Consider the following 18448-nt stretch of genomic DNA (forward strand, 5'->3'; position numbering starts at 1 on the left):
TTGGTGCGGCTGGCGGGGATCGAACCCACGACCCTTGGCTTCGGAGGCCAATACTCTATCCACTGAGCTACAGCCGCGACCGGGCGCCATTGTAGCCACGCGCCGGCACCGACTTTCGGCCGCAGGCCGCGCGGCCGGATTCAGGGACCGGGCGGGTCCGCCGGCCAGTCGCAACTGGCCGAGCGCGCCGTTGCTGCACGGCCGTCGGCCTGGCGCAGCCGCGCGAACAACTCGAGCTGCACCGGCCGGCCGGCGTCGACATGCACGCGGAACTCGATGTGGCGGACATCTGCCGCACACGGCAGGCGCTGGTAGCCCCAGACGAAGCTGTGCTCGCCGCGCGCCGTGGCGCCCTGTGCCTGCTGGGCCATGGCCGCCGGCTCGAACACGCCGCCGGCCGTCAGGCGCGAGCGCACGCGCACACGCCAGCCCGCGCCCATCAGGCTGGTCTCGCGGTAGGCGAGGAAGGCATGCGCCTCGCCGCTGACCAGGTCAGTCGCTTCCAGGTAGGCGAGCGTGTCGTACCGGGTCCAGCGGTCGGACATGGGCGGGCGCAGGCGCGCGGGATCCTCGGGCGGACCCAGGCCGGGGCTTTGCATGGCGGACAGGGGCAGCGGCGACATCGCCGCCCATGGTGGAAAGCCGCTGTTTCACCGCGGTTGCATGCGTACGGGAGACTTGTTTCACTTGTTGCGCTGCACCGGCTCGCGCAGACCAAGGCCGATCAGGTACAGCTCCAGCATCTGCTCGCCCAGGGTCGGCAGGTCGAACGCAGCCGTGTCGAGCAGCCAGTTGAAGATCAACCCGTCGATGGTGGCGTGCAGGCCAGCCGCCGCCACCGCGGCCGGCAGGCGCAGGCGCTGGCCGCGCTGGCGCGCCGCCAACCGCAGCGCGCGCTGGATGTCGCCCACGCACTGGTTGCGCACGGCAAGGTGGCGCGCACGCACGGCGTGGAGCTCGTCCACGTACTCGACCTTCTGCACCGCGATCTCCACGACGCGGCGCAGTTGCGCGTCGTCGCGCATCTGCACCAGCGCATTGCGTAGCGATTCCTTCAGGCCCACCAGCGGCTCGACACCATTTGTTGCAACCTGCTGCAGCGATTGCTCCAGCGGCAGCGTGACCCGTTCCATCATCGCGTTGAACAGATCGGCCTTGTCCTTGAAATGCCAATAGATCGCGCCACGCGTGGCGCCGGCCTCGGTGGCGATGTGCTGCAACGAGGTCTGCGAGACCCCGTTGCGGTGGAACAGCCGCTCGGCCGCATCGAGCAACCGATGCCGCGTGGCCTGGGCTTCTTCCTTGGTACTGCGCGCCACCATTTCCTCCTTGGCAAGAGACTGTTGTGCCCGGCGGGGGCAATATACATTCATCATTGTATGTAAGTAAGCTACACTGCGGCGGCGTTGGGGAGTCCTGGGATCGGCGGCCTGCGCTCGCTGGCCATCGCCTGATCCACCATCGCACCCATTTCCAAGAAAGAGACCGGAGCCTCCGCAATGGCGGCGGTTGCGGCGTTGTGTTGTTGTCTGAGGAAGGAATCGCATGTCTGCGTTGCGTCTTGGTTCCCTGAATGTCGTGGCGGCCCCGCTGCGCCCCATCGTGTTGGCCATGGCCGTGTTGCTGGTCGCCTGCGGCCAGGGCGACAAGAAGGCCGAAGCACCGGCCAAGGGCGGTGGCGGCATGCCAGCGCCCGAGGTGGGCGTCGTGGTCGCCACGCCGGGCGACATCGGCCTCGTGACCGAACTGCCGGGCCGCCTGGAAGCCTCGCGCATGGCCGAGGTGCGTGCGCGTGCCGCCGGCATCCTGCAGCGCCGCCTGTTCAAGGAGGGCAGCGACGTGAAGGCCGGCCAGCCGCTGTTCGCGATCGACGCCGCGCCCTACCAGGCCACCTACCAGAGCTCCCAGGCGCAGGTGCTGCGCGCCCAGGCCGCCGTCACGCGCACCACCGAGGTGGCCAAGCGCTACGAGCCGCTGGTGGCCGCCAACGCGATCAGCAAGCAGGATTACGCCGATGCCGTGGCCGCGCGCGTGCAGGCCGAGGCCGACCTCGCCGTGGCCAAGGCCGCCGTGCAGACCGCCAAGATCAGCCTGGACTACGCGGCCGTCACCTCGCCGATCTCCGGCCGCATCGGCCGCGCACTCGTGACCGAGGGCGCACTGGTCGGCCAGGGCGAGGCCACGCCGCTCGCGGTAGTGCAGCAGATCAATCCGCTGTATGTGAACTTCACGCAGTCGGCCAGCGATGCGCTGCGCCTGCGCCGTGCCATGGAGGCCGGCACGCTCAAGCGCGCCGGCAATGGCGAGGCTGCCAGCGTGCGCATCGTGCTGGAAGACGGCAGCACCTACGCCCAACCCGGCAAGCTGCTGTTCTCCGACCTGACCGTGGACACGACCACGGGCCAGATCACGCTGCGCGCCGAAGTGCCCAACCCCAAGGGCGACCTGTTGCCAGGCCTGTACGTGCGCGTGCAGATCGAGCAGGCCCAGGCCAGCAACGCGATCGCCGTGCCGCAGCAGGCCGTCACGCGCAGCGAGAGCGGCAACACGCTGACCGTGGTCGGCGAAGGCGGCAAGCTGGAGAAGCGCCAGGTGAAGATCACGGCCGGCCAGAACAACCGCTGGATCGTGACCGAAGGCCTCAAGGCCGGCGAGCAGGTCATGGTCGACGGCTTCCAGAAGCTGCAGATGCTGCCGCCCGGCACACCGGTGAAGGCCGTGCCCTGGCAGGCTCCGGGCCAGGCCCCGGCGCCCGCGGCATCGGCATCGGCCGCTGCCCCCGCCGCGGCCCCCAAGCAATAAGAAGCAAGGCAAGCATCCATGGCCAAGTTCTTCATCGATCGCCCGATCTTTGCCTGGGTGATCGCGCTGTTCATCATCGTGATGGGCGCGGTCTCGATCACCCAGCTGCCGATCTCGCAGTACCCGCCGGTGGCCCCGCCGGCCATCGTCATCAACGTCTCCTATCCCGGCGCCTCCGCGCAGACGCTGGAGGACAGCGTGCTGTCCGTCATCGAGCGCGAGATGAACGGCTCGCCGGGCCTGGTCTACGTGGAATCGGTCGCCCAGGCCGACGGCACGGGCACCATCACGGTGACCTTCGAGCCTGGCACCAACGACGACCTCGCGCAGGTGGACGTGCAGAACCGGCTGTCGCGTGCGACACCGCGCCTGCCCTCCGCCGTGACGCAGCAGGGCGTGCGCGTGGACAAGTCGCGCAACAACTTCCTGCTGTTCGCGATGCTGTCTTCGGACAACCCCGACTTCACTCCGGTGGAGCTGGGCGACTATGCCGCGCGCAACATCCAGCCTGAGCTGCAACGTGTCAAGGGCGTGGGCCAGGTGCAGCTGTTCGGCTCGGAAACCGCCATGCGGATCTGGCTGGACCCGGCCAAGATGCAGGGCGTGCAGATCTCCTCGGCCGATGTGTCGGCCGCGATCCGCGCGCAGAACGCCCAGGTGGCCTCCGGCACCATCGGCGACCTGCCGAACGTGGCCGGCCAGGGCATCGCCGCCACCGTCGTCGTCAAGGGCCAGCTGTCCAACGTCGAGCAGTTCCGCAACATCGTGCTGCGCGCCAATCCCGATGGCTCCACCGTGCGCCTGAAAGATGTGGCCCGCATCGAGATCGGCGGCCAGAGCTATGCCACCTCGGCACGCCTGAACGGCACGCCCGCGGTGGGCCTGGGCGTGCAACCCTCACCGGGCGGCAATGCGCTGGAGTCGGCCCGCCTGCTACGGCAGAAGATGGACGAGCTGTCCAAGTTCTTCCCGCAGGGCGTGAAGTACGACATCCCCTACGACAGCTCCAAGTTCGTGAGCATCTCGATCGAGCAGGTCACGCACACGCTGCTGGAAGCCGTGGCGCTGGTGTTCCTCGTGATGTTCCTGTTCCTGCAGAACTGGCGCTACACGCTGATCCCCACGCTGGTGGTGCCGATCGCGCTGCTGGGCACCTTCGCGGCGCTGCTGGCGCTGGGCTTCTCGATCAACGTGCTGACCATGTTCGGCATGGTGCTGGTGATCGGCATCGTGGTGGACGACGCCATCGTGGTGGTGGAGAACGTCGAACGCATCATGAGCGAGGAAGGCCTGTCGCCGCTGGAAGCCACCAAGAAAGCGATGCAGCAGATTTCGGGCGCCATCATCGGCGTGACCGTGGTGCTGATCTCAGTGTTCGTGCCGCTGGCCTTCTTCGCCGGCTCGACCGGCAACATCTACCGCCAGTTCTCGGCCGTGATGGTGGTCTCGATCGGGTTCTCGGCCTTCCTGGCACTGTCGCTGACGCCCGCGCTGTGCGCCACGCTGCTCAAGCCCGTGGAAGCCGGCCACCACCACGAGAAGCGCGGCTTCTTCGGCTGGTTCAACCGCAGCTTCTCGCGCACGGCCAAGGGCTACGAAGGCGTGGTCGCGCGCATGCTCAAGGGCGCGGCGCGTTACCTCGTCATCTACGCCGCCATCATCGGTGCCGTGGTCGTGGTCTACCAGCGGCTACCCACCTCTTTCCTGCCGCAGGAAGACCAGGGCAACATCATCGTCAACGTGCAGCTGCCGCCAGGCGCGACGCAAGAGCGCATGCTGGACGTGATGCAGCAGGTCGAAGGCTTCATGCTCAAGCAACCTGAAGTGGAGAGCATGGTCGGCGTGCTGGGCTTCTCGTTCTCGGGCCAGGGCCAGAACTCGGGCCTCGCCTTCGTGACGCTCAAGGACTGGTCCGAACGACACGACCCGGCGCACTCCGCCGGTGCACTGGCCGGCCGCGCGTTCGGCGCGCTGTCGGGCATCCGCGACGCCTTCATCTACCCGCTGAGCCCACCGCCGATTCCCGAACTGGGCAACGCCAGCGGCTTCTCGTTCCGGCTGCAGGACCGCTCCGGCCAGGGCCACCAGGCGCTGCTCAACGCACGCAACCAGCTGCTGGGCATGGCCTCGCAGAGCAAGGTGCTGGCGCAGGTGCGGCCGGACGGCCTGGAAGACGCATCGCAGCTGCAGATCGACATCGACCGCGACAAGGCCCAGGCCCTGGGTGTGGGGTTCGATTCGATCAACACCGCGCTGTCGACCGCACTGGGCTCGAGCTACATCAACGACTTCCCGAACCGCGGCCGGTTGCAGCGCGTGATCGTGCAGGCCGACGCACCGGCCCGCATGCAGCCTGAAGACCTGCTGCGCCTGAACGCTGCCAACGCGCAAGGGCAACCGGTGCCGCTGTCGGCCTTCGCGACCACGCGTTGGGTCACCGGCGCCATGCAGACGGTGCGCTACAACGGCTACCCGGCCATGCGCATCAGCGGCGACGCCGCGCCCGGCCAGAGCACCGGTGCGGCCATGGCCGAGATGGAACGCCTGGCAGCGCAGCTGCCGGCAGGCTTCGGCTTCGAATGGACCGGCCAGTCGCGCGAGGAAAAGCTCGCCGGCTCGCAGGCCATCATCCTGTACGGCTTCGCGATCCTGGCGGTGTTCCTGTGCCTGGCGGCGCTGTACGAAAGCTGGTCGATCCCGCTGGCCGTGATCCTGGTGGTGCCGTTGGGCGTGATCGGCGTGCTGCTGGCCACCTTGCTGCGCTCTTACGCGAACGACGTGTACTTCCAGGTGGGCCTGATCACCATCATCGGCCTGTCGGCGAAGAACGCGATCCTGATCATCGAGTTCGCCAAGGACCTGCAGGCCCAGGGCCGCAGCGTGGTGCAGTCCGCGCTGGAAGCCGCGCACCTGCGGTTCCGCCCGATCATCATGACCTCGCTGGCCTTCGGGCTGGGCGTGGTGCCACTGTTCATCGCGTCGGGCGCCGGTTCGGCCAGCCAGCGCGCGATCGGCACGGGCGTGATCGGCGGCATGGTGACGGGCACCTTGCTGGCCGTGTTCTTCGTGCCAGTGTTCTTCGTGGTCGTGCGCAGCCTCTTCAAGGGCAGCAAGCGCCAGAACGAGATGTATGCGGCCCATGCACGTGATGCCGGCGTGAGCGAAGCCAAGGAAGGCGCACATGACTAAGAAACCATCGACGCGCCTGACGGCGCTGGCGCTGGCCGCACTGCTGAGCGGCTGCTCTTTCATCCCGACCTACGAGCGGCCCGCTGCCCCGGTGGCCACGCAGTGGCCGGGCGAGACCGCGGCCACCGCCGCGGCCCAGCCCGTGGCCGACATCCCGTGGCAGAGCTTCTTCAGTGACGCACGGCTGCGCGCATTGGTGGAGCAGGCCCTGGCCAACAACCGCGACCTGCGCGTGGCCGTGCTCAACATCGAGCAGGCCCGCGCGCAGTACCGCATCCAGCGCGCCGACCGCTTGCCCAGCATCGGCGTGGGCGCCAGTGGCACGCGCACGGAGCTTGGCCAGGGCGGCAGCACCACGGCCTACCAGGTCGGGCTCACGCTGTCGTCATGGGAACTGGACTTCTTCGGCCGCGTTGCCAGCCTCAGCGAGGCGGCTCTGGGCCAGTACCTGGCCACCGAGGAAGGCCGCAAGTCCACCCAGATCACGCTCGTGTCCGCGGTGGCGAACGCCTATCTGAGCCTGCTGGCCGACGAGGAACTGCTGGAGCTCACGCGCCAGACCCTGGTCACGCGCGAGGACTCGGCCAAGCTGTCCAAGCTGCGCTTCGACAACGGCGTGGCCTCGGAGCTGGACCTGCGCCAGGCCCAGTCGCTGCTGGAGGCCGCACGCGCCACGCTGGCGCAGCTGCAGCGCCAGCGCGCACAGGACCAGAACCAGCTGACCTTGCTGGTCGGCCAACCCGACTGGGCGCAACGCATCGCGGCCCTGCCCGCCACGAGCCGGCTCGAATCGGCCATCGTCATGAACGATCTGCCGGCCGGCCTGCCTTCGGACGTGCTGACGGCGCGGCCGGACATCCGCCAGGCCGAACAGTTGCTGCGCTCGGCCAATGCCAACATCGGCGCGGCGCGCGCGGCCTTCTTCCCGCGCATCACGCTGACGGCTGGCTTCGGCACCGTGAGCAGCCAGCTGTCCGGCCTGTTCGAGAGCGGCAGCTGGGGTTTCAGCGCAGCACCGCAGCTGCTGCTGCCAATCTTCGATGGCGGACGCAACCAGGCGGGATTGGACTCGGCCAACGTGAACCGCGACATCGCGGTGGCGCAGTACGAGAAAGCCATCCAGACGGCGTTCCGCGAGGTGGCCGATGCGCTGGCTGGCCGCGCCACGCTGGGCGAGGAGTTACGCGCGCAGCAAGCGCAGGCCGAGGCGGAATCCGCGCGCTTCAAGCTCTCGGACCTGCGCTACCGCAACGGCGTGGCCAGCTACCTCGATCTGCTGGACGCGCAGCGCTCGCTGTTCGTCACGCAGCAGGCCGTGGTGCAAACCCGGCTCGCGCAATTGCAGAACCAGGTGACGCTGTACAAGACGCTGGGTGGCGGTTGGACCAGCCAGCCCTGAGCGAGCGGCGCGTGCGCGACGGGCTCGTACAGAACCGGCCGTTATACTCGCCGGCTGACAAAAAGCCCCCGACGAGACTGAGGACAACATGAGCGAACATGCGGACGGCGGCGCCCATACGGGCCCCATCAAGAATCCCAAGCAACTGCTGCTGGCAACCCTGTTCTCGTTCGTCGTCCCGATCTTCGTGATCATCGGGCTGGTGTACTTCGTGGTGTCGGCGGTCAAGCCCTCCGGCAGCAGCGATGCCGACGCCATGGTGCTGGGTGGTGTGACCGAGCAGAGCCTCGCGCAGGGCGTGGCGGCCCGGTTGCAGAAGGTCGGCAGCGTGGAAATCCGCGACGCCAACCGCCCGCTGGCCAACGGCGAGACGGTGTTCAAGGCGCAGTGCGCGGCCTGCCACGGCACCGGCGTTGCCGGTGCGCCGAAGCTCGGCGATGCAGCCGCCTGGGGCCCGCGCCTGGGTCAGGGCTTCCAGACCCTGGTGGAGCATGCGCTCAAGGGCAAGGGCGCCATGGCCCCGCAGGGCGGCGGCGATTTTGCCGATCTGGAGATTGCGCGTGCCGTGGCCTACATGGGCAACGCCGGCGGCGGCAAGTTCGAAGAGCCGGCCCAGCCTGCAGCCGCGGCTGCTGCCCCGGCGGAAGCCGCGTCGAAGTAAAGCCGGGCGGCGGCCTCAGCCTGCCGCGCTGGTCTGCTCCAGCCGCTGCGGGCTGGTGACGAATCCGTAGGCTGCCGGCAGATCGGCGGCCTTCACCTCTTCCAGCACCCAGCCGGCCTGCTCGACGGCAGAGGCCACGAGCACGACATCGAGCGAGTGCACCAGCCCCAGGCCCAGATCGGTCAGCGCAAACACCCGGCCCTGATCGTCCATCAGCGCCCGCTCCAGGCGGGCTGCAGTGCCCGTGTGGGCCGACAGCGAGAAGTCGGGCGCGACACGCCACACCCAGGGCGCGGCCTCCAGTTCCACGAAGACACGCTGCGGCCCGTTCTGGAAGAACCAGCAGCCCCGCGCATCGCAGGCGTAGTTGCGGCCGATGAAGGCCAGCAGCTTGTCGTGCCGCAGCAGATCGCCCTTGGCGGCACCGCCCTGCGCGAAAGCGCCTGCGGCCTGTGCCTGGGCGTCGCGCAGATACCATCCGCCGCGCGCGTCCAGGCCCAGCCAGCCATAGCAGTCCGGCACATTGGGCCATTTCGCGATGGCCTGGCGCACGATGTCGTCCATGCCGGGATTATCAGCGCACGGCTTGCAGCAACCAGTTGCCTACCGCATCGGGCATGGCCCGCACATTGGCCGGCCAGGCCCCATGGGGGAAGCCGACGTGGCCACCTTCCTCGGGCTGCCACAGCGTGACGTACTTTCCCACGGCGTCGGCACTGGGCAGGCTGGCCACCGGCACGAAGGGGTCGTTGCGCGCATTGAGCACCAGCGCCGGGATGCGGATGCGCGCGAGGTGCGGGCCGGCCGAGGCGCGCCGCCAGTAGTCCTCGACGTCGCGGTAGCCGTGCAGCGGTGCTGTGAACACATTGTCGAAGGTGTAGAGATCGCGCGCCGACAAGAGCAGATTGCGGTCGAACAGACCAGGATGCTGCGCCAGCTTGCGCAGCGCCTTGGGTTTCATCGAGCGCAGGAACATGCCCGTGTAGACCAGCCGGTTGAAGCCCTGTCCCAGCGCCATGCCGCCGGCCGTCAGGTCCAGCGGCGCGCAGACCGCCGCGATGGCAGACGCATAGGCCGCAGCCTCGCCTTCCATCTCTTGGGCCCAGCGCAGCAGCGCATTGCCGCCGAGCGACACGCCGACCGCCACGATGGGCCCGGGATGGCGTGCCCGCATGCGCCGCAGGATCCAGCCGACCTCTTCGAAGTCGCCGGAGTGGTAGGCGCGCGGCGCGAGGTTCAGCTCGCCGCTGCAACCGCGGAAATGCGGCACCGCGTAGACCATGCCGTGCTGGCGCGCGAAGTCGCCAAAGGCTTCGGCGTAGTGGCTGCTCGACGAGCCCTCCAGGCCATGGAAGAGCACCAGCAGCGTGCGCTGCTCGGGGCTGGCGGCAGGATCGACGGCGTCGGCAGCGGCATCCGCCATGTCCACGTCGATGAAGTCCATGTCGGGCGTGATCCAGCGCTCGCGCTTGAACGCCAGTGCCGGCCCCCGGCGCCGCTGGGCGTACAGCGAGGCCCAGATCGTCTGCAGGTCACCGCCGCGAAGCCACCAGGGTGCGCTGTACTCCATCGGCCCGCCTTGCTGTCGTGGATCGGGATGACCGTTCAGTGCAGGGTCTGCGGACCCGCCGCAGGCTCGTGGTCGCGGCCGCCACCGAGCCTGTCGGCGCTGGCATGGTGCGTGACGATGCGCCAGCCCTGCGCAGTCTTCAGATAGACATTGGTGGCCACCACTTCGGCGGCGCGCAGGCCGCTGTCGGTCAGCACCTCGATGCGCTCGACCACGCTGTGCACGGCGCAGGTCAGCGTCTCGATCTTGCGCACGCGTTGCGGCAGCACGCGCACCGCGCCAGCGCTGAACAAGGATTCGTAAGCACCGCGGATGGCAGCGGCACCGACCAGGCGCGGGCCATCGGGGTGGATGCAGAGGATGTCGTCCTCGTCGGCCCAGCAGGCCATCATCGCGTCAACGTCGGCGTGCAGCATGGCGTCGTAAAACGCGGCCTCGGTGTCGTCGGCGCTGCCGGCCAAGGGGGCGGACTGCAGTCGGGCTGGGCTCATGCGGTCGGCATACGAAGGGTTGCGGTGCGCGCGATTGTGCAACGAATTGCTGCCAATGCCCCGGGGTCGGCATGGCGGAGGCCTTGCTCCGCTATGCTCCACGTCGGCCGGCGGTGGCGCCGGATCCACGGAGCACGGGAAGATGCGTCATTGGCTGTTCACCATCGCACTGGCATTGGCCCTGTCGGGCTGTGGCTACAACGACTTTCAACGCCTGGACGAGCAGTCCAAGGCGGCCTGGAGCGAGGTGTTGAACCAATACCAGCGCCGCGCCGATCTGGTGCCCAACATCGTGGCAACGGTAAAGGGCGAGGCCGCGTTCGAGCAGGACACGCTGACCAAGGTGGTTGAAGCGCGTGCCAAGGCCACATCGATCCAGGTCACGCCCGAAACGCTGAACAACCCCGAGGCCATGGCGAAATTCCAGGCGGCCCAGGGAGAACTGGGCAGCGCACTGTCGCGGCTGATGGTGGTCAGCGAGCGCTATCCCGACCTCAAGGCCAACCAGGGCTTCCGCGACCTGCGTGTGCAGCTGGAAGGCACGGAGAACCGCATCACGGTGGCGCGGAACCGCTACATCCAGACGGTGCAGGAGTACAACGTGCTCGCGCGCAGCTTCCCGACCAACCTGACGGCCAAGGTGTTCGGCTACGACGCCAAGGCCAGCTTCGCGGTGGCCAACGAGGCGCAGATCTCCACACCTCCCGTGGTCGACTTCCAGAAGAAGTAGGCCTTGCGCGCCTGGCTCGCACGGATCGGTCTGTGGGCGGCGCTGCTGCTGGCGCAGGCCACGCTGCAGGCCCAGCCGGTGCAGCCCGTGCCGGCGCTCACAGCGCCCGTGGTGGACACCACCGGCACGCTGGACGCGGCCCAGCTTTCGCAAGTGGAACAGGCCCTGGCCCGGCTGGAACAGGAGCGCGGCGCGCAGGTGGTCGTGCTGCTGGTGGCGACGACGGCACCCGAGGACATCGCGTCCTACGCCAACCGCGTGGCCAACGCCTGGAAGATCGGCCGGCGCGATATCGGCGACGGTGTGCTGCTGCTTGTCGCCAAGAACGATCGGCGGCTGCGCATTGAAGTGGCCAAAACCCTGGAAGGCGCCATTCCCGATCTCGCCGCCAAGCAGATCATCGACGAGGCCATCACGCCGCGGCTGCGGCAGAACGACTACGCGGGCGCGCTGCTGGCCGGCGTGGCGCAGTTGGACGCCCGCATCCGCGGAGAGAACCTGCCGGCCCCCAGCCCTTCAGCCGGGGATGGACTGGACGAAGACGCCGTCACGCCGCTGCTGTTCGTGCTGTTCTTCGCCGTTCCGGTGGCCGCAGGCGTCCTGCGCAGCATGCTGGGGCGGCGTCTGGGCGCGGCAGCCACCGGCATCGGCGTCGGCGCTTTCGCAGGTCTGGTGCTGCACACCGCACTGTGGCTGGCCGCGGCGGCCGGGCTGCTGGCCTTCGTTGTTGCGCTGGTGGCCGGGCTGGGCCCGCTCATGCGCGGCGGCACGCCGCAACGGCGTGGCCGCATCGGCCCTGGCACCGGCGGCTGGGCGGGCGGCGCAGGAGGCTTCGGCGGCGGCTGGTCCGGCGGAAGTGGCGGCGGCGGGGGCGGCGGCTTCAGTTCGGGCGGTGGCGGTGATTTCGGGGGCGGTGGTGCCTCAGGCGATTGGTGAGGAGCGGTACGCGCATGGCAGGAATCTGGAGCCGGGTGCAGCGCTTTCTGACCCACCGTTGGATCGACGTTGGCGATGCGCACCAGGCTTTACCCCGCGCTGCGCTGGAACGGCTGGAGCGCCGGATTGCCGCCAGTGAACAGCGCCACACCGGGGAAGTCTGCATTTGCGTGGAGGCCGCCCTGCCCGCCAGCTACCTGCTGCGCGACGCTACGGCGCGTGAGCGTGCGGTGGCGATGTTCGGCAAGCTGCGTGTGTGGGACACCGAGCACAACAACGGCGTGCTGATCTACCTGTTGCTGGCCGAGCACGCCATCGAGCTCGTGGCCGACCGTGGGCTGAACCGGCATGTGGATGCACAGCGCTGGCACCAGGTGGTCGAGCAACTGCGCAATGCCCTGCGCGCGGGCCAGTACGAGGACGGTTTGACCACGGCGCTGGAAGAAGTCTCGGCGGTCCTGGTGCAACACTTTCCGGCAAGGGATGGCGCCGGCGGCGCCAATGCGTTGCCGAACCGCATCGACATCAGGTAGCGGCAGTTCAAATGGCCTTGGCGGAAGCGCGGGGCGGCAGATGCTGGGCGGCAGACTCCAGCATGGCCAGGAACGATGGGAACAGAACGCGGTTGCCGTGACCGCTCAGGTGGTCGCCATCCAGAAACATCGGCAGCGGTCCGTCAAAGGCGGAGCAAACCGTCTCAGGGCACAGCACCGGGAAAGGGTCCCAGACGGCAAGCTCAGGATGCAGGGTCTTGAGCTCTGCCAGCGCATTCATGACCGGCCGGCGGCGCTGCTCGAGAAAATCGCGCTCGATGACGAAGCCGCCGGCGCAGATCGGATTGCGCGCGTTGAACCAATCAGAGCAACGGAAGGCGGGCGATTTGAAGATCGGTTTCGGCGCATCGATGACTACCAGCAGGCCGGCCTCCTGGAGCGTGGACACGATCTTGTCGGCTTCCTGGAAAACGGGGGTCTGCCGGACGTCGCGCGGTGCAGGTCGGTTGGCGGGAACGACTCTGTCTCGGCCGTGGTCTACATGCTTGCCTGGACCGCCATGGCAGGCAGCGCACGGTCACGTGACGCAGGTGTCCGCGGGCTTGGTAGCTGCCGTCATGAACGCCGCTCTCCGCGCCCGGAAGGACGCGGAGAAAAGCGCACCCCAAGTGCCCAAAAAAAATGCCACCTCGCGGTGGCATCTCTTGGCAAGGCCACGACAAGAGCGGCCCCGGCGTCTGCGCATTGCAGCGCAAGATTACTTCTTCTGGCGGTACTTGCGCAGTGCAGCGATCTGAGCGGCCATCACGGCCAGCTCGGACTGCGCCTTGGCGATGTCCAGCTCGCCCTTGGCGTTGCGCAGCGCTTCCTCGGCCGCAGCCTTGGCCGCGTTGGCCTTCTCGTCGTCCAGGTCCTTGCCGCGGATGGCGGTGTCGGACAGCACGGTGACCGCGTTGGGCTGCACTTCGAGAATGCCGCCAGCCACGAAGATGAACTCTTCGCTGCCGTCGGGACGCTCGATGCGCACCGAGCCGGGCTTGATGCGCGTGATCAGCGGCACGTGCCGCGGGAAGATGCCGAGCTCGCCGGCCTCGCCAGGCAAAGCCACGAAGCGGGCCTCACCCGAGAAGATGGACTCCTCGGCACTGACGACGTCAACTTGGAATGTCGTTGCCATGGGGTTCCTTCCAACGCCGGTCAGGCGATCTTCTTGGCCTTTTCGAAGGCCTCGTCGATGGTGCCGACCATGTAGAAGGCCTGCTCGGGCAGGTGGTCGCATTCGCCAGCCGTGATCATCTTGAAACCACGGATGGTTTCGGCCAGCGGCACGTACTTGCCAGGCGAGCCCGTGAACACTTCGGCCACATGGAAGGGCTGCGACAGGAAACGCTGGATCTTGCGGGCACGGGCGACGGCCAGCTTGTCTTCCGGTGCCAGTTCGTCCATGCCCAGGATCGCGATGATGTCGCGCAGTTCCTTGTAGCGCTGGAGCGTGCCTTGCACCGAACGGGCCGTCTCGTAGTGGTCCTGGCCCACGACCAGCGGGTCCAGCTGGCGGCTGGTGGAGTCCAGCGGGTCCACGGCTGGGTAGATGCCCAGCGAGGCGATGTCACGCGACAGCACGACGGTCGAATCCAAGTGGGCAAATGTCGTGGCGGGAGATGGGTCGGTCAAGTCATCCGCCGGCACGTACACGGCCTGGATCGACGTGATGGAGCCCACCTTGGTCGAGGTGATGCGCTCTTGCAGGCGGCCCATTTCCTCGGCCAGCGTCGGCTGGTAGCCCACGGCGGAAGGCATGCGGCCCAGCAGAGCAGACACTTCGGTACCGGCCAGCGTGTAACGGTAGATGTTGTCCACGAAGAACAGCACGTCCTTGCCTTCGTCGCGGAACGACTCGGCGATGGTCAGGCCGGTCAGGGCCACGCGCAGACGGTTGCCCGGGGGCTCGTTCATCTGGCCGTAGACCATGGCCACCTTGGACTCTTCCAGGTTCTCCAGGTTCACGACGCCGGAGTCGGCCATCTCGTGGTAGAAGTCGTTGCCCTCGCGGGTCCGCTCGCCCACACCAGCGAACACCGACAGACCGCTGTGGGCCTTGGCGATGTTGTTGATGAGTTCCATCATGTTCACGGTCTTGCCCACGCCGGCGCCGCCGAACAGGCCGACCTTGCCGCCCTTGGCGAACGGGCACACCAGGTCGATCACCTTGATGCCGGTTTCCAGCAATTCCTGCGATGGCGAGAGCTCGTCATAAGCGGGGGCCTTGCGGTGGATCGACGCCGTCAGGGCCTGGTCGACCGGACCACGCTCGTCGATGGGGCTGCCCAGCACGTCCATGATGCGGCCCAGCGTGGCCTTGCCGACCGGCACCATGATGGAAGCGCCGGTGTTGAACACGACGGAACCGCGGCGCAGGCCGTCGGACGAACCCAATGCAATGGTGCGCACCACGCCGTCACCCAGCTGCTGCTGGACTTCCAGCGTCAGCGCCGAACCTTCCATTTTGAGCGCGTCGTAGACCTTGGGCATCTGGTCGCGCGGGAACTCGACGTCCACCACAGCGCCGATACATTGAACAATCTTGCCTTGTGCTTGAGCCATTGTTTGCTCCAAAAATTTTGAATCGGGCGGACGTCAGACCGCAGCAGCACCCGCGACGATCTCGGAGAGTTCCTTCGTGATCGCCGCCTGACGCGACTTGTTGTAGACCAGCTTGAGCTCGGCAATCACGTTGCCGGCGTTGTCGGTCGCGGACTTCATGGCCACCATGCGCGCGGACTGCTCCGACGCCATGTTCTCGGCCACGGCCTGGTAGACCAGCGCCTCCACGTAGCGGACCAGCAATTCGTCGATGACGGACTGCGCGTCGGGCTCGTAGATGTAATCCCAGCTGTGCGTGCCCGTGGCTCCGGCCTTGGCCTCGTCACGGATCTTCGCGTTGGACAGCGGCAGCAGCGGCTCGATCACCGACTCCTGCTTCATCGTGTTGATGAAGCGGGTGTAGCAAAGGTAGACCGCGCCGAGCTTGCCTTCGGCGTACGCATCGAGCAGCACCTTGACGGGGCCGATCAGCTTGTCCAGGTGCGGCGTGTCGCCCAGGTGCGTCACATGCGAGACGACCTTGGCGTTCATCCGGTTCAGGAAACCCAGGCCCTTGCCGCCGATAGCCACCGTCAGCGGCGTGCCGCCTGCGGTTTGCACATCGCGCAGCTTGCCCGTCAACAGACGCAGCAGGTTGGTGTTCAAGCCACCGCACAGGCCCTTGTCGGTCGTCACGACGATGAAGCCAACGTCCTTGGCTTCGTTCGTCTTCATGAAGGCGTGCGTGTACTCCGGATTCGCCTCACCAAGGTGGGCCGCGATGTCGCGGATCTTGGTGGCGTACGGGCGCGCAGCGCGCATCCGTTCCTGGGCCTTGCGCATCTTGGACACCGAGACCATTTCCATGGCCTTGGTGATCTTCTTGGTGTTCTCGACCGACTTGATCTTGCCGCGAATCTCTTTACCAGCAGCCATGCAAGACTCCTTTGCTTAGGTGATCAGGCAAAGGACTTCTTGAACGCGCCGATGGCGGCCGACAACTCGGCTTCTGCGTCCTTGTCCAGGGCCTTCGTCGACTCCAGCTTGGCCAGCAGCGCGGCGTTCTTGTCCTTCAGGTAGGCGTGCAGTCCATGCTCGAACGGCAGCACCTTCTTGACCTCGATGTCATCCATGAAACCCTTGTTCACGGCGAACAGCGTGGCGCCCATCAGGCTGATCGGCAGCGGCGCGTACTGGGCCTGCTTGAGCAGCTCGGTCACACGGGCACCGCGGTCCAGCTGCTTGCGGGTGGCCTCGTCCAGGTCGGAAGCGAACTGCGCGAACGCAGCCAGTTCACGGTACTGGGCCAGGTCGGTACGGATACCGCCGGACTGGTTCTTGATGATCTTGGTCTGGGCCGACGAACCAACGCGCGACACCGAGATACCGGCGTTGATGGCGGGACGGATGCCGGCGTTGAACAGGCTGGTTTCCAGGAAGATCTGGCCATCGGTGATCGAGATCACGTTGGTCGGCACGAAGGCGGACACGTCGCCAGCCTGCGTTTCGATGATCGGCAGGGCCGTCAGCGAACCGGTCTTGCCCTTGACGGCACCCTTGGTGAAGGCTTCCACGTAGTCGGCGTTCACGCGGGCAGCGCGCTCGAGCAGACGGCTGTGGAGATAGAACACGTCGCCCGGATAGGCTTCGCGGCCTGGCGGGCGGCGCAGCAGCAGCGAGACCTGGCGGTAGGCCACGGCTTGCTTGGACAGGTCGTCATAGACGATCAGCGCATCTTCGCCGCGGTCGCGGAAGTACTCGCCCATCGTGCAGCCGGAGTAGGCCGACAGGTACTGCATGGCAGCGGATTCGGAGGCCGACGCGGCCACGACGATGGTGTAGTCCATCGCGCCGGCCTGCTCCAGTGCGCGCACCACGTTCTTGATCGACGAAGCCTTCTGGCCGATCGCAACGTAGACGCAGGTCATGTTCTGACCCTTCTGGTTGATGATCGCGTCGATCGCCACGGCGGTCTTGCCGGTCTGGCGGTCGCCGATGATCAGCTCACGCTGGCCGCGGCCGACGGGCACCATGGAGTCGATGGACTTGAGGCCCGTCTGCATCGGCTGGTCGACCGACTTGCGGGCGATCACGCCGGGAGCGACCTTCTCGATCACGTCCGTCAGCTTGGCGTTGACGGGACCTTTGCCGTCGATCGGCTGGCCCAGCGCGTTGACCACGCGGCCGATCAGCTCGGGGCCGACCGGCACTTCCAGAATGCGGCCGGTGCACTTGACGGTGTCGCCTTCGGAAATGTGCTCGTACTCGCCCAGAATCACCGCGCCGACGGAGTCGCGCTCCAGGTTCAGGGCCAGACCGAAGGTCTGCGCGCCACTGGGGGTGGCGGGGAATTCCAGCATTTCACCCTGCATCACGTCCGACAGGCCGTGCACGCGCACGATGCCGTCGGTCACGGAGACCACGGTGCCCTGGTTGCGGATGTCGGCGCTGACGCCGAGACCTTCGATGCGGCTCTTGATCAGTTCGGAAATTTCTGCGGGATTGAGCTGCATGACTCTTTCCTTATTCAATATTGGGAGACACCGTCGCCGACCGCTTCAAGCGGTGAGCGCCGCTTTCATCTGTTCCAGGCGGGCCTTGACCGAGGTGTCGAGCACCTCGTCGCCGACCACGGCACGGATGCCGCCGATCAGCGCCGGATCGATCTCGACCCGGGTCGTCAGCTTGCGGCCGAAGCGTTGCTCCAGCGTGGCCGAGACTTCCTGCAGCGCCTGCGCATCGATCGGAAAGGCGCTGTAGACCACCGCGTCGGACGCGCCCGTGGCGGCGTTCTTCAACGACCGGAACTGCACCGCCGCTTCGGGCAGAGCAGCCAGGCGATCGTTGTCGATCAGCACGCGCAGGAAGTTCTTGCCCGATTCGGGCAGGCCCTGCGGCACCAGGCCGGCGATCAGGTCGAACACCTGGGCAGGCGTGACCTTGGGGTTGGCAGCGACTTGCAGCAGTTCCGGCTGGGCGGCAACCGCCGCCAACTGGTCCAGCCAGGCCTGTGCGCCGCTCAGATCGGACGCGCTGGCCTTGAACAAGGCCTCTGCATAAGGACGCGCAATGGTCGCGAGTTCGGCCATGGCGTCCTCAGAGCTCCGTCTTCAGGCGCTGCAGCAGATCTGCATGCACGCCGGCGTTGACTTCCTTGCGCAGGATCTGCTCGGCACCCTTGACGGCCAGCACGGCAACCTGCTCGCGCAGGGCCTCGCGTGCACGCACGGTCTGGTGCTCGGCCTCGTCGCGCGCGGCGGCCACGATCTTGGCGGCCTCTTCCGTTGCGCGGCTCTTGGCCTCGTCGATGATCTGCTGAGCACGGCGCTCGGCGTCTGCCAGGCGGCCGGCGGTCTCGTTGCGCGAGGCTGCCAGTTCCTGTTCGACACGCTGGTTGGCGGAGCTGAGTTCGGCCTTGGCCTTTTCAGCGGCCGCCAGGCCGGCTGCGACTTTCTGTGCCCGTTCATCCAGCGCCTTCGCAATGGGCGGCCACACGAACTTCATCGTGAACAGCACCAGCAGCAGGAAGACGACGGCCTGAACGAACAGGGTTGCGTTGATACTCACGTCAACACTCCTCTACTTCTAGGCGG

Annotated in this window: 18 protein-coding genes, 1 tRNA gene and 1 pseudogene; 7 read left to right on the forward strand and 13 right to left on the reverse strand. The window is 67.2% G+C overall.

Annotated features, from left to right (window positions below; translation table 11 throughout):
- Window position 1: 1 nt before the first annotated feature.
- The 3 genes from DES41_RS11475 to DES41_RS11485 all read right to left on the reverse strand — a co-directional run bounded on the left by DES41_RS11475 (window position 2) and on the right by DES41_RS11485 (window position 1322).
- Window positions 2-77: transfer RNA gene (locus DES41_RS11475), tRNA-Arg, on the reverse strand.
- A gap of 63 nt (window positions 78-140) precedes the next feature.
- Window positions 141-599, reverse strand: coding sequence for a hypothetical protein (locus DES41_RS11480; RefSeq protein WP_147282834.1), 459 nt, complete (start codon window positions 597-599; stop codon window positions 141-143).
- An 84-nt stretch (window positions 600-683) separates the two neighbouring features.
- Window positions 684-1322 (reverse strand): TetR family transcriptional regulator, encoded by a 639-nt coding sequence (locus tag DES41_RS11485; RefSeq protein WP_342769650.1) that lies wholly within the window; start codon window positions 1320-1322, stop codon window positions 684-686.
- 223 nt (window positions 1323-1545) lie between these two features.
- Here DES41_RS11485 and DES41_RS11490 point away from each other — a divergent pair, with 223 nt between their 5' ends.
- From DES41_RS11490 to DES41_RS11505, 4 genes are all read left to right on the forward strand, one after another.
- The gene (locus DES41_RS11490; protein ID WP_114467738.1) at window positions 1546-2802 is read left to right on the forward strand and encodes an efflux RND transporter periplasmic adaptor subunit; all 1257 of its coding nucleotides are present in this window, start codon (window positions 1546-1548) and stop codon (window positions 2800-2802) included.
- Window positions 2803-2820: 18 nt separating this feature from the next.
- Window positions 2821-5991: an efflux RND transporter permease subunit gene (locus tag DES41_RS11495; protein ID WP_114467739.1), complete on the forward strand. Its 3171-nt coding sequence runs from the start codon at window positions 2821-2823 to the stop codon at window positions 5989-5991.
- Window positions 5984-7390, forward strand: coding sequence for an efflux transporter outer membrane subunit (locus DES41_RS11500; protein ID WP_114467740.1), 1407 nt, complete (start codon window positions 5984-5986; stop codon window positions 7388-7390). Before DES41_RS11495 ends, DES41_RS11500 begins: the two co-directional genes overlap by 8 nt.
- Before the next feature lie 88 nt (window positions 7391-7478).
- Window positions 7479-8051, forward strand: coding sequence for a c-type cytochrome (locus DES41_RS11505; RefSeq protein WP_114467741.1), 573 nt, complete (start codon window positions 7479-7481; stop codon window positions 8049-8051).
- Between the two features lie 15 nt (window positions 8052-8066).
- Here DES41_RS11505 and DES41_RS11510 read toward each other — a convergent pair whose 3' ends face one another.
- Genes DES41_RS11510 through DES41_RS11520 form a run of 3 tightly spaced genes read right to left on the reverse strand, consistent with a single transcriptional unit; the run spans window position 8067 to window position 10112 of the window.
- Window positions 8067-8615 (reverse strand): DUF2946 family protein, encoded by a 549-nt coding sequence (locus tag DES41_RS11510; RefSeq protein ID WP_114467742.1) that lies wholly within the window; start codon window positions 8613-8615, stop codon window positions 8067-8069.
- A gap of 10 nt (window positions 8616-8625) precedes the next feature.
- Complete coding sequence (locus DES41_RS11515; protein WP_114467743.1) at window positions 8626-9621, reverse strand: YheT family hydrolase; 996 nt, start codon at window positions 9619-9621, stop codon at window positions 8626-8628.
- A gap of 35 nt (window positions 9622-9656) precedes the next feature.
- Window positions 9657-10112 carry a YybH family protein gene (locus DES41_RS11520; RefSeq protein WP_114467849.1) on the reverse strand — a complete coding sequence of 152 codons (456 nt, stop codon included), beginning with the start codon at window positions 10110-10112 and terminating at the stop codon, window positions 9657-9659.
- A 142-nt stretch (window positions 10113-10254) separates the two neighbouring features.
- Between DES41_RS11520 and DES41_RS11525 the strand changes: the two genes are divergently transcribed.
- The 3 genes from DES41_RS11525 to DES41_RS11535 are packed head-to-tail and all read left to right on the forward strand — an operon-like array spanning window position 10255 to window position 12311.
- A complete protein-coding gene (locus DES41_RS11525) occupies window positions 10255-10842 on the forward strand; it encodes a LemA family protein (RefSeq protein WP_114467744.1) in 588 nt (195 codons plus the stop codon).
- 3 nt (window positions 10843-10845) lie between these two features.
- A complete protein-coding gene (locus DES41_RS11530) occupies window positions 10846-11778 on the forward strand; it encodes a TPM domain-containing protein (RefSeq protein ID WP_425466350.1) in 933 nt (310 codons plus the stop codon).
- Window positions 11779-11792: 14 nt separating this feature from the next.
- Window positions 11793-12311 carry a TPM domain-containing protein gene (locus tag DES41_RS11535; protein ID WP_114467745.1) on the forward strand — a complete coding sequence of 173 codons (519 nt, stop codon included), beginning with the start codon at window positions 11793-11795 and terminating at the stop codon, window positions 12309-12311.
- 7 nt (window positions 12312-12318) lie between these two features.
- Here the strand turns inward: DES41_RS11535 and DES41_RS11540 are convergent.
- The 7 genes and pseudogenes from DES41_RS11540 to DES41_RS11570 all read right to left on the reverse strand — a co-directional run.
- Window positions 12319-12765 (reverse strand): annotated as a pseudogene (locus DES41_RS11540) (SGNH hydrolase domain-containing protein); the annotation flags it as partial.
- 264 nt (window positions 12766-13029) lie between these two features.
- Window positions 13030-13449 carry a F0F1 ATP synthase subunit epsilon gene (locus DES41_RS11545; protein ID WP_056667572.1) on the reverse strand — a complete coding sequence of 140 codons (420 nt, stop codon included), beginning with the start codon at window positions 13447-13449 and terminating at the stop codon, window positions 13030-13032.
- A gap of 20 nt (window positions 13450-13469) precedes the next feature.
- Complete coding sequence (gene atpD, locus DES41_RS11550; protein ID WP_114467747.1) at window positions 13470-14876, reverse strand: F0F1 ATP synthase subunit beta; 1407 nt, start codon at window positions 14874-14876, stop codon at window positions 13470-13472.
- Window positions 14877-14909: 33 nt separating this feature from the next.
- Entirely contained in the window at window positions 14910-15791 is an 882-nt protein-coding gene (gene atpG, locus DES41_RS11555; protein ID WP_114467748.1) for a F0F1 ATP synthase subunit gamma, read from the reverse strand.
- A 23-nt stretch (window positions 15792-15814) separates the two neighbouring features.
- Entirely contained in the window at window positions 15815-17368 is a 1554-nt protein-coding gene (gene atpA / locus DES41_RS11560; protein ID WP_114467749.1) for a F0F1 ATP synthase subunit alpha, read from the reverse strand.
- A gap of 45 nt (window positions 17369-17413) precedes the next feature.
- On the reverse strand, window positions 17414-17944 hold the full coding sequence (locus DES41_RS11565; RefSeq protein ID WP_114467750.1) for a F0F1 ATP synthase subunit delta: 531 nt from the start codon (window positions 17942-17944) through the stop codon (window positions 17414-17416).
- 7 nt (window positions 17945-17951) lie between these two features.
- The gene (locus DES41_RS11570) at window positions 17952-18422 is read right to left on the reverse strand and encodes a F0F1 ATP synthase subunit B (RefSeq protein ID WP_056901418.1); all 471 of its coding nucleotides are present in this window, start codon (window positions 18420-18422) and stop codon (window positions 17952-17954) included.
- Between the last annotated feature and the right edge of the window lie 26 nt (window positions 18423-18448).

The sequence above is a fragment of the Pseudorhodoferax soli genome (genome assembly GCF_003337555.1).
GTDB classification, from domain to species: domain Bacteria; phylum Pseudomonadota; class Gammaproteobacteria; order Burkholderiales; family Burkholderiaceae_C; genus Pseudorhodoferax; species Pseudorhodoferax soli.

Excerpts from the sequence above, each read along its gene's own strand:
- DES41_RS11480 (WP_147282834.1), bottom strand. The coding sequence starts at position 599 with ATGCAAAGCCCCGGCCTGGGTCCGCCCGAGGATCCCGCGCGCCTGCGC.
- DES41_RS11485 (WP_342769650.1), bottom strand. The coding sequence starts at position 1,322 with ATGGTGGCGCGCAGTACCAAGGAAGAAGCCCAGGCCACGCGGCATCGG.
- DES41_RS11490 (WP_114467738.1), top strand. The coding sequence starts at position 1,546 with ATGTCTGCGTTGCGTCTTGGTTCCCTGAATGTCGTGGCGGCCCCGCTG.
- DES41_RS11495 (WP_114467739.1), top strand. The coding sequence starts at position 2,821 with ATGGCCAAGTTCTTCATCGATCGCCCGATCTTTGCCTGGGTGATCGCG.
- DES41_RS11500 (WP_114467740.1), top strand. The coding sequence starts at position 5,984 with ATGACTAAGAAACCATCGACGCGCCTGACGGCGCTGGCGCTGGCCGCA.
- DES41_RS11505 (WP_114467741.1), top strand. The coding sequence starts at position 7,479 with ATGAGCGAACATGCGGACGGCGGCGCCCATACGGGCCCCATCAAGAAT.
- DES41_RS11510 (WP_114467742.1), bottom strand. The coding sequence starts at position 8,615 with ATGGACGACATCGTGCGCCAGGCCATCGCGAAATGGCCCAATGTGCCG.
- DES41_RS11515 (WP_114467743.1), bottom strand. The coding sequence starts at position 9,621 with ATGGAGTACAGCGCACCCTGGTGGCTTCGCGGCGGTGACCTGCAGACG.
- DES41_RS11520 (WP_114467849.1), bottom strand. The coding sequence starts at position 10,112 with ATGAGCCCAGCCCGACTGCAGTCCGCCCCCTTGGCCGGCAGCGCCGAC.
- DES41_RS11525 (WP_114467744.1), top strand. The coding sequence starts at position 10,255 with ATGCGTCATTGGCTGTTCACCATCGCACTGGCATTGGCCCTGTCGGGC.
- DES41_RS11535 (WP_114467745.1), top strand. The coding sequence starts at position 11,793 with ATGGCAGGAATCTGGAGCCGGGTGCAGCGCTTTCTGACCCACCGTTGG.
- DES41_RS11545 (WP_056667572.1), bottom strand. The coding sequence starts at position 13,449 with ATGGCAACGACATTCCAAGTTGACGTCGTCAGTGCCGAGGAGTCCATC.
- atpD (WP_114467747.1), bottom strand. The coding sequence starts at position 14,876 with ATGGCTCAAGCACAAGGCAAGATTGTTCAATGTATCGGCGCTGTGGTG.
- atpG (WP_114467748.1), bottom strand. The coding sequence starts at position 15,791 with ATGGCTGCTGGTAAAGAGATTCGCGGCAAGATCAAGTCGGTCGAGAAC.
- atpA (WP_114467749.1), bottom strand. The coding sequence starts at position 17,368 with ATGCAGCTCAATCCCGCAGAAATTTCCGAACTGATCAAGAGCCGCATC.
- DES41_RS11565 (WP_114467750.1), bottom strand. The coding sequence starts at position 17,944 with ATGGCCGAACTCGCGACCATTGCGCGTCCTTATGCAGAGGCCTTGTTC.